The following is an 8,701-nucleotide window of genomic DNA, read 5'->3' on the forward strand; positions in this document are numbered from 1 at the left end:
GATCTAAAAATATTGGATTTTTTAATGATGTTTTCAAATCTTGAAAATCGTTCTCAATATCACTTAAACAAGATTGTTGTCCATATAAAAGAGGCGCTACAAGCAGCAACAGAAATAAAACAGACAAACATTTTTTTACTATAAGTTTCATGTAGCTCTACAAATTGCCCTTAATATAACTAAATTAGCATAACACACATAAAATGTTTACTTTTTTTCAGCCAATCAAGACTTGCTACAGCTACAATTAATACTCTTATCATTACATTTTGGTGTTAAGTCAGGATAGAATGTGAGTATAGCGTCTTTCTTTCTCACAAACACTGATTGATAATTGTCATCTTCCATTTTATACAGACACATTCCATCTTTTCCCAGCTCCTTAAACGCCTTAGTTGCAGAAACTAAAATATCATCAGCATGAAGGTTATACGCGTACCCACTTGGGCACTTAACTTTCACTTCTCCATCCTTACCTAGATATTTCATTCCAAATGTGTAAACAGGTGGCTTAATATCTAATTTATTGCACAGAGATTCATTATCCCAAATCGCACCCGCCCACTTATTTTCTTGAGCCTCAACATATCTACCTACAAAATGCATACCACCTAGCCCCAATCTATCTGGTTCACCACAAAAAATATGCCCAAACCCTATAGTTTCTTTTTCAGTTCCGCTATTTGTAAACCAAATCTTAGTCAATTCATCTTTAAACAACCCCAAGTCTGCACTAGGTGTAATCACCTGATGATCAAGCTTATCGTATATCCTTTTCACCACTTCTTGATGCTGCGGACAATCAAGCAAAATTCTGAAATCTTCTTCATCAGGCTGTGTTCCCCAATCTCCACAAACCCTTAACACTCCTCTATCAAAATCAGTCAACTCTGGAAGTGGTGGAATATAGTCTGGATCTGAAGAATCTGTTTTGAAAAACGGCTCAAAGCCAATTTGTGAATTTGCATCATTGAGATAATGCTCCTTAATGTAAAAAACAAATCCTATTACTGGTATTATTAAGCACAAGATTAACTTAGCTATTTTCGACATAATCATATTCATAAAGAAGCTAGGGTATAAGCAACAACTTAAAAAAGTTTTAATCTAATGTTGATCGCAGTCCTGGCATCTCATCACCACTTAGCCAACTTAAAAACGCTCCCCCACCAGTTGAAATATATGTAAAATCTTTATCGGCAAGACCTGCAGTATTTATTGCAGATAGACTATCTCCTCCTCCTATTACACTGGTTAATTTTCCTTCGTGTGTCAAATCACTTACTACTCTCATCACCTCTACTGTACCATTTGCAAAAGCTGAATGTTCAAAAACACCAATAGGTCCGTTCCACAGCAGAGTTTTACTGCTTGCTATTATACCGCTTATTGTGCTTAAAGTTTGAGGTCCGATATCTAAAATTATATCACCGTCCAAAATGGATTCAATTTTTCTTAAAACGCCAGTGCTATAATCAGAATTTACTGCAACCAAAACGTCTTCTGGCACAACTATTTTGCAATTGTTTTTATTTGCCGTCTCAACAATATCGTGCAGAAGATCATCAACGCCATTTTGAAAAAAAGACTTGCCTATATTAACTTTATTAAATAACAAAAAATTATTAGCAATTGCGCCGCCCAGAATAAGGTAATCAACCTTTTCTGCTAGTTTTATAAGCATTTTTATTTTAGTGGATATTTTAGCTCCACCAACTATCGCAGTAATAGGTTTAGCGTTAAACGATATGGCTTGTTCAAGATACTTTAGCTCATCTTGCAAGCAGAATCCCGCGTAGGAAGGTAAAAATTCTGTGATGCGTGAAATAGAAGCATGAGCTCTGTGAGAGCAAGAAAACGCATCATTGACATATATATCTGCTAGAGATGCTAATTGTTTAGCAAAACTTGAGTCATTCTGTTCTTCTTCTTTATAGAATCTAAGATTCTCTAGTAATATTATATCTCCTCTATCTATCGCATTTATTGCTCTTTGTACTCTCTCACCAATACAATCATCAATAAATTTCACTTCTTTACTCAGCAGCTGCGATAAAGTTTCGACTACGTTTTTTAGCGATAGGTTACTGTCTTTTGCTTTTGGACGCCCAAAATGTGAGATAATAATAACTTTTGCACCTGCATTTGCTAAATATTGAATGGTAGGTAGAGCTCTCAAAATACGAGTGGTATCACAAATTCTTTCATTTTTTATAGGAACATTGAAGTCGACCCTGAGCAGAACATTTTTATTGTGAAAATCACAACTCTCTATGCTAGGTACATTTATCATAAAATTAAAGAGCTATAAAATCACTATACAATAGTTTAATCCAAAGTAAAGGAAGGAAATTCCAATGCTAAATAAATTAATAAATAGGAAAATTACTACAAATACTTTCAACTTTATTTTTCACTGCTTTTTCAACATCAGGGCTATTTCCATCAATTAATCCCTGAATTACTTCATTTATTAGATTAGCTACTTCTCTAAAATCTTCTTTCTCAAGTCCGCGTGTTGTCTCAGCAGCGGTACCAAAACGGAGCCCTGAAGTAATGGTTGGTTTTTCTGTGTCAAACGGCACGGAGTTTTTATTGCAGGTAATGCCAGCTCTCTCAAGGCTATTTACAACGTCTTTTCCCTTCAACTTCTGTGATCTTAAATCAACTAGCACTATATGAGAGTCAGTGCCACCGGTTATAATGTTCAGCCCATGCCCTTGCAGCGCTTGAGCTAACACTTTCGCATTTTCTACAACTTTTTTACTATAAGTTTTAAACTCTGGCGCTAATGCTTCCTTAAATGCAACAGCTTTTGCAGCTATCACATGCATAAGTGGCCCACCTTGCAATCCTGGAAAAACTGCAGACTGAATTTTTTTATGTAACGCTTCATCATTTGTCATTACCACTCCACCACGAGGACCACGTAGAGTCTTGTGAGTTGTAGAAGTTATAATATGCGCATATTCAGCAGGTGATGGGTAACAACCTGCAGCAATAAGCCCTGAATAGTGAGCAATATCTGCAAGCAGATATGCACCAACTTTATTCGCAATTTCACGAAAGCGCTCGAAATCTATTTTTCTTGGATAAGCAGAAGCACCAGCAATAATTAATTTTGGTTTATGCTCCAGCGCTAGCCTTTCCACCTCATCCATATCAAGCAGGTAAGTGTCTCTATTAACTGTATACTGAATCGACTTAAACCACTTACCAGAAAGGTTTGGTGCTGCACCATGAGTTAAATGTCCACCGCAGTTCAGTGACAATCCAAGTATTGTATCACCCGGAGTAAGTAGTGAAGCAAACACTGCTTGATTTGCCTGAGAACCAGAGTGAGGTTGAACATTTGCAAATTTAACATTAAACAGCTTACAAAGCCTTTCTATAGCCAGATTTTCAACTTCATCTACATACTCACAGCCACAGTAATATCTTTTACCAGGATAACCTTCTGCATATTTATTAGTCAGAAAAGAACCCTGTGCTTCCATCACTGCTTTACTTGCAAAATTCTCCGATGCAATCAATTGCAACTGCGATCTTTGACGCTGCAGTTCCTTCTCTATAGAGAGATAAACTTCATTATCACAAGACTTTAAATTATTTTCAGAGTTACAAATCCTTTCTGAAGCAATTGTCATAAGACCTTTTCCTTAACCACATAAATCCAAAAACAGCCAAAAGCAAACATACAGGAATAATTGATATTGCTTTTACTAGTAACTCAGTACCATACACAGGATTTCCTTGTATTACCGTTCCATTCCAACATAAGTCTATTATTTTTGCAATTCCAGTATGAAAAAAATAGCCAAAAACCATAACTATCATGTTTGATACAGCTGTGGCTAAGCCTACCAAGTTATTGTTTACATAACTTATTGCCTTGTAAATAGTAATTACCTGATACCCAGATGCAAAGCCGATAACAAGAAGTGTAGGTAATGCAATATATAAACCGCCAAATTGTGTAAAAAGCAAGAGGAAGCTAGCGATCATTGCAAAAGAACACGCAATAATCACCTCGTAATGTTTGTCTGGATACTTCTCCAGTAAATAAGCGAGAAAGAATGATCCAGCTCCCATACCTATAAACATGAGAGAGGAAAGTGAAGATGCCAAATCTCCGGTCATTTGATATGCTTCACATAAGAACGCTTTTGCCCAACCATCAGCAAAACCTTCTAGTGGCCCAACCATCAAGCCCCCAAAAAAGCTGATTAGAATGATATGTTTATTGAAAAGTACAGTTTTTAAATCTTGAAGTATGTTGTCATTTCTACTCTCCTCTATGTTAGAATTTGGCGTTATTAAGAATAAAAGTAGGGCGAGCAAGCAACCAAACGCTGAGAAAGTGTATATAACATAATTCCAACCAAATTTATTGAGCAAGAAGTCTAGAGGTAATCCACCATAAATAGCTCCCAGTAACCCTATTATTATAGATAAGCTAGCCATCCTTGCTGATTTTTCTTGTGAAAAATACATGCTTGCAACTTTGAAAAGCCCAATTGCTGAAGCAGATGACCCAACTCCAACAATCATTCTACCAAGTATTGAGTAATACCACTGATCAAAGCATATTAGCGGCAATGTTCCAGCAAATGTTAAGACAATACACGCAGGTAAAACAAACTTTGGCCCAAATCTATCAAGGGCAAGACCAACAGGTATGTGAGCAAGCGTATAGCCTATATAATATAGCCCACCAAATTGACCAACATCTGTAATACTTATGTTAAATTTTGTTATTAATTCAGGCGCGATTATATTTGGAATTACACGCAATATATACTGGTATGCATAAAATAGTGATGCTAGCAACCATATGAAAAAGTTTCTCTGCAATCCTAATATTACCTAAAAAACAGAATTATAGGTATTTTATCAGCAAGGAGCAACACTTTTGTAAATAGCTACTCTAATCCGAGTATCTTTCTTAAAAGAGACCTTTTAGCATATCTATAACTGGTTCATGGATAAGGTATATGAAAAAAATTATACCACAGATGATAAGGATTTTTATAATTTTACCCTTGTTCATCTTAAGCTTTATTTTTTTTACTATAAGTTTTAGTTTTGTTACAAAATTCATTTTACTTACGCTTTTATTTCGTGATACCGATTATACTTTAAATAATATAATTTTTAATGAAATTCAGTATCAGAAACGCTGTAGTTAACTAAATATTAACCTTTTTGTGTGTAAAATATAATATAAAAGCAAGGTGAGTGAATGAACATAGGTACAATAGACAATACGCTACAAAACTACATAACAAAATACATTGAACAAACATTTGCCGCACACACAGGCAATAGATACGACAAGTTATACAGGGAACTTTTAAGTAGCACAGAAGAAATAATAAAACTTACTGTAAACGAAGCAAAACAATATGATAAAAGCCTAGAAGAACTACATAACAATTCAATATTTCACGATAAGAAATTTATTCAAGCTGTTGCTAAACACCAGATATTAGAATTTCTGAATACTCATCCAAAGAAGAAAGAAATCGTTGCAGAATTTAAAAATGAACATCATATCAACGAAAGCGATTTAAAAATTTTAAAGGAAGGAAAAGATTTAATGAATAAAATAAACGATATTAACTTAATTCAACAAAATGAGAAAAATGAAACATTGAACATCAGAAAGGTACTTGCTAAATCAATAGGAATGCCCTCTTCAAGAACCGAAAAATCCAAGGCAACTTTAGTAGAAAGTCCTGAGATGGTAAAATAGACGTACTTAACTTTTCCTAATTGGAAAATACTTTTAATCCTATAATACCCAGCACTACCAAAGCAAGGGAAAATAAACGCCCAAAATTTACTGGGTCATTAAAAAACATTATTCCTATTATCGCTGCACCTATAGAGCCTATACCAGTCCAAACTGCATAAGATGTTCCAAGGGGGATAGACTTCATTGCTAACGATAGCCAGTAAAGACTTACAGAACCGCTAACTAAAATAATTACTACAGGTATAACACGAGTAAAGCCATTGCTATATTTCAGTGCTGTGGTCCATATTATTTCAACCAAACCAGCTAATAGCAAATATACCCACGCCATAAATCAACTCTATCTTACTGAAATATTATACATAAGAATATTAAAAAGTTAACTTAGCATTTCACATGCTTTAATAATACTATTACATCCAATTTCTAATTGTTCCTGAGAGGTTGCATAAGAAATTCTGATAAAATTTTTCAGACCAAACGCAATTCCTGGAACAACAGCAACTAAATGGTCTTCCAACAAATATTCAGCAAAATCAAGATCACTATTTATTACTTTACCACTTTTCGTGCTCTTACCCAATAAACCTTCACATGCGACAAACAAATAGAATGCACCTTGTGGAATAGATGCTGACAATCCTGAAGCAGAATTTAGCTTTTTTACTACAAAATCTCTACGATCCTTAAAGATTTTTGTTCTTTCTTTCAAAAAACTATGATCACCGTTTAACGCTTCAACTGCTGCTGCTTGTGCTATTGAATTTGGGTTAGAAGTACTTTGAGACTGCAGTGTAGAAATAGCTTTTACTATATCACTCCTACCTGCAATATAACCTATTCTCCAGCCAGTCATTGCATAGGCTTTTGATACTCCATTGACCACAAAAACTCTATCATAAAGTTTTGGCTCAACCTGAGCAATGGTAAAAAACTTTTCGTCGTATACTATGTGCTCATAAATATCATCTGTAACAACATTCACATGTGGATGTTTAAGCAATACTTGCGCTATGCTTTTCAATTCATCATATGTATAGACAATTCCTGCTGGATTATTTGGTGAGTTGAGAATTAACCACTTAGTTTTCTCAGTTATATTGCTTTCCAGTAACTCCGGTATCAGCTTAAAGTTTTGTTTGCACCCTACAACAACTGGCAGTCCGCCAAAAAGACTTACCATATCAACATATGAAACCCAATAAGGAGCTGGTATTATAGCTTCATCCCCAGGGTTAATTGTTGCCATGAACAAATTGAATAACACCTGCTTAGCACCAGCACCAACACAGATTTGGCTAAGTGTGTATTCTAGAATGTTATCCCTTTTTAACTTATTGATTATCGCCTCTTTAAGCTCACGCGTTCCATCAACAGCAGTATATTTAGTTTTGCCTTCATTTATCGATTGAATAGCTGCCTTTTTTATATGATCTGGAGTGTCAAAATCCGGCTCTCCCGCAGCTAAAACGCAAATTTTCTTTCCTTCGCTTTTTAATCTGTTTGCCTTATCGGTCACAGCGATTGTAGGCGATGGTTTTATCAGAGACATCCTCTTTGCAAGGTCTGACATAATCTCACTAAAGTTAAATAAAAATGATAAACTCTACACAACAAAAAAGCTAGAAGTTTTATTATTTTACATAAAGGTTGGTATTTTTGTACTCTTAAATATATTAACTATAGATATTAAAAAGCTTAATAAATTTAAAAAGGCAAATAAATCCCCGTATAGCGAGTTTTGACCCTATAATAATGTAAATTGGCATTGTAATAATGTGCTAACGCTTAAAATAAGCGCGATTTGGCTGAATGTAGAAAAAATAAAAAAGACATGCAGCCGCTATAATTTTTTGTAACCTGCCAATAGATATCTGAGTTTTTTTACTGAATTTTGTCGTTGAGCCCAAAAACAAGGATAAATACTCTTATTGCCATAATAAGGAAAGTGTAAAGATTTGTCAAGTAAGGTTTTCATTCCACCCTCATAAAGGCTTTTCATACAAGAGTTTTAGTAGTTTCTTACTAGGTCCACTAATGCAGCAATATTTTCAACCGGAGTATCAGGAAGCACTCCATGTCCAAGATTAAATATAAAAGGTAACCCTCTAAAACAATCTATTATACGCTTTGCTTCTTCAATTGCTTCTGCCTTATTGTAGGCCAAAAGACTAGGATTAAGGTTCCCTTGCAGAGGAATTTTTAGATTTGCTTTCGCCCATTCTATTGGAACATTATAATCTATACTTACTGCAGATACACCTGTTTTCTCATAGTAATCCTTATAAAGATTTCCAGCAGAGCGTGGAAAACCTATTATAGGAAAATCAGGAAACTTATTCTTTATTGCTGAAACAATTTCCTTTGTTGGCTTGATTACATACCTTTCAAACAGTTCTCCCTGCAATATACCAGCATTGCTGTCGAATAACTGAATAACATCTGCTCCAAACTCTATCTGTTTGATTAGATAAATAATTGTCGCTTCTGTTATTTTTTTAATTACTTCTTCTAGTTCTAGGGAACAGAAATGTAATACTTTAGAAAAAGTTTTACTACTACCACCCTCTATGATGTAGGAAGCTACCGTCCACGGCCCTCCAGCAAAGCCTATAAGGGACTTTTCCTCTGATAATTGGCTTCTTACTTTCCTGATGGCATTTAAGATTGGAAAGGTTTTAGTTTCAAATTCTTGTGAATTTTTTAACTCCTCAGAGCTTTTCACAGGTTTTATTATTGGACCCACACCGCGAACAAAATTCACATCACAACCTAAAACGTCAGCTATTATTAAAATGTCTGAAAAAATTATGGCTGCGTCCATATCAAATCTTTTTATTGGCTGTAGCGTCAGCTCTACCACTAAATCTATGCTATAGCATATCTCCATGAAATTACTCGTTTTTTCTACGGCTTTGCGATACTCAGGAAGAGATCGATCTT

9 protein-coding genes are annotated in these 8,701 nt (G+C 35.0%); 1 reads left to right on the forward strand and 8 read right to left on the reverse strand.

The window, feature by feature from the left end; genetic code table 11:
* Window positions 1–225: 225 nt before the first annotated feature.
* The 5 genes from ACJ5GX_RS00995 to ACJ5GX_RS01015 all read right to left on the reverse strand — a co-directional run bounded on the left by ACJ5GX_RS00995 (window position 226) and on the right by ACJ5GX_RS01015 (window position 5,101).
* The gene (locus ACJ5GX_RS00995) at window positions 226–1,053 is read right to left on the reverse strand and encodes an EndoU domain-containing protein (protein WP_012481925.1); all 828 of its coding nucleotides are present in this window, start codon (window positions 1,051–1,053) and stop codon (window positions 226–228) included.
* Between the two features lie 49 nt (window positions 1,054–1,102).
* Window positions 1,103–2,290 (reverse strand): phosphoglycerate kinase, encoded by a 1,188-nt coding sequence (locus ACJ5GX_RS01000; protein ID WP_179943891.1) that lies wholly within the window; start codon window positions 2,288–2,290, stop codon window positions 1,103–1,105.
* Between the two features lie 79 nt (window positions 2,291–2,369).
* A complete protein-coding gene (gene glyA, locus ACJ5GX_RS01005; protein WP_052264755.1) occupies window positions 2,370–3,647 on the reverse strand; it encodes a serine hydroxymethyltransferase in 1,278 nt (425 codons plus the stop codon).
* On the reverse strand, window positions 3,619–4,854 hold the full coding sequence (locus tag ACJ5GX_RS01010) for an MFS transporter (protein WP_007302244.1): 1,236 nt from the start codon (window positions 4,852–4,854) through the stop codon (window positions 3,619–3,621). Before ACJ5GX_RS01010 ends, glyA begins: the two co-directional genes overlap by 29 nt.
* A gap of 91 nt (window positions 4,855–4,945) precedes the next feature.
* Window positions 4,946–5,101: a hypothetical protein gene (locus ACJ5GX_RS01015; protein ID WP_012481926.1), complete on the reverse strand. Its 156-nt coding sequence runs from the start codon at window positions 5,099–5,101 to the stop codon at window positions 4,946–4,948.
* A 141-nt stretch (window positions 5,102–5,242) separates the two neighbouring features.
* Here ACJ5GX_RS01015 and ACJ5GX_RS01020 point away from each other — a divergent pair, with 141 nt between their 5' ends.
* The gene (locus ACJ5GX_RS01020) at window positions 5,243–5,755 is read left to right on the forward strand and encodes a hypothetical protein (RefSeq protein WP_017531946.1); all 513 of its coding nucleotides are present in this window, start codon (window positions 5,243–5,245) and stop codon (window positions 5,753–5,755) included.
* Window positions 5,756–5,771: 16 nt separating this feature from the next.
* Here ACJ5GX_RS01020 and ACJ5GX_RS01025 read toward each other — a convergent pair whose 3' ends face one another.
* From ACJ5GX_RS01025 to hemE, 3 genes are all read right to left on the reverse strand, one after another.
* Window positions 5,772–6,089, reverse strand: coding sequence for a DMT family transporter (locus ACJ5GX_RS01025; RefSeq protein WP_010403511.1), 318 nt, complete (start codon window positions 6,087–6,089; stop codon window positions 5,772–5,774).
* Between the two features lie 48 nt (window positions 6,090–6,137).
* Window positions 6,138–7,331 (reverse strand): pyridoxal phosphate-dependent aminotransferase, encoded by a 1,194-nt coding sequence (locus ACJ5GX_RS01030; protein ID WP_052264894.1) that lies wholly within the window; start codon window positions 7,329–7,331, stop codon window positions 6,138–6,140.
* Window positions 7,332–7,769: 438 nt separating this feature from the next.
* Window positions 7,770–8,701 (reverse strand): uroporphyrinogen decarboxylase (hemE, locus tag ACJ5GX_RS01035; protein ID WP_495292593.1); only part of this gene is annotated, 932 nt, incomplete at its 5' end.

It is taken from the genome of Wolbachia endosymbiont of Tuta absoluta (assembly GCF_059414725.1).

What these genes read in the sequence shown, in the direction of transcription:
- ACJ5GX_RS00995 (WP_012481925.1), bottom strand. Translation starts at nt 1,053, where the DNA reads ATGTCGAAAATAGCTAAGTTAATCTTGTGCTTAATAATACCAGTAATA.
- glyA (WP_052264755.1), bottom strand. Translation starts at nt 3,647, where the DNA reads ATGACAATTGCTTCAGAAAGGATTTGTAACTCTGAAAATAATTTAAAG.
- ACJ5GX_RS01015 (WP_012481926.1), bottom strand. Translation starts at nt 5,101, where the DNA reads ATGAATTTTGTAACAAAACTAAAACTTATAGTAAAAAAAATAAAGCTT.
- ACJ5GX_RS01020 (WP_017531946.1), top strand. Translation starts at nt 5,243, where the DNA reads ATGAACATAGGTACAATAGACAATACGCTACAAAACTACATAACAAAA.
- ACJ5GX_RS01025 (WP_010403511.1), bottom strand. Translation starts at nt 6,089, where the DNA reads ATGGCGTGGGTATATTTGCTATTAGCTGGTTTGGTTGAAATAATATGG.
- ACJ5GX_RS01030 (WP_052264894.1), bottom strand. Translation starts at nt 7,331, where the DNA reads ATGTCAGACCTTGCAAAGAGGATGTCTCTGATAAAACCATCGCCTACA.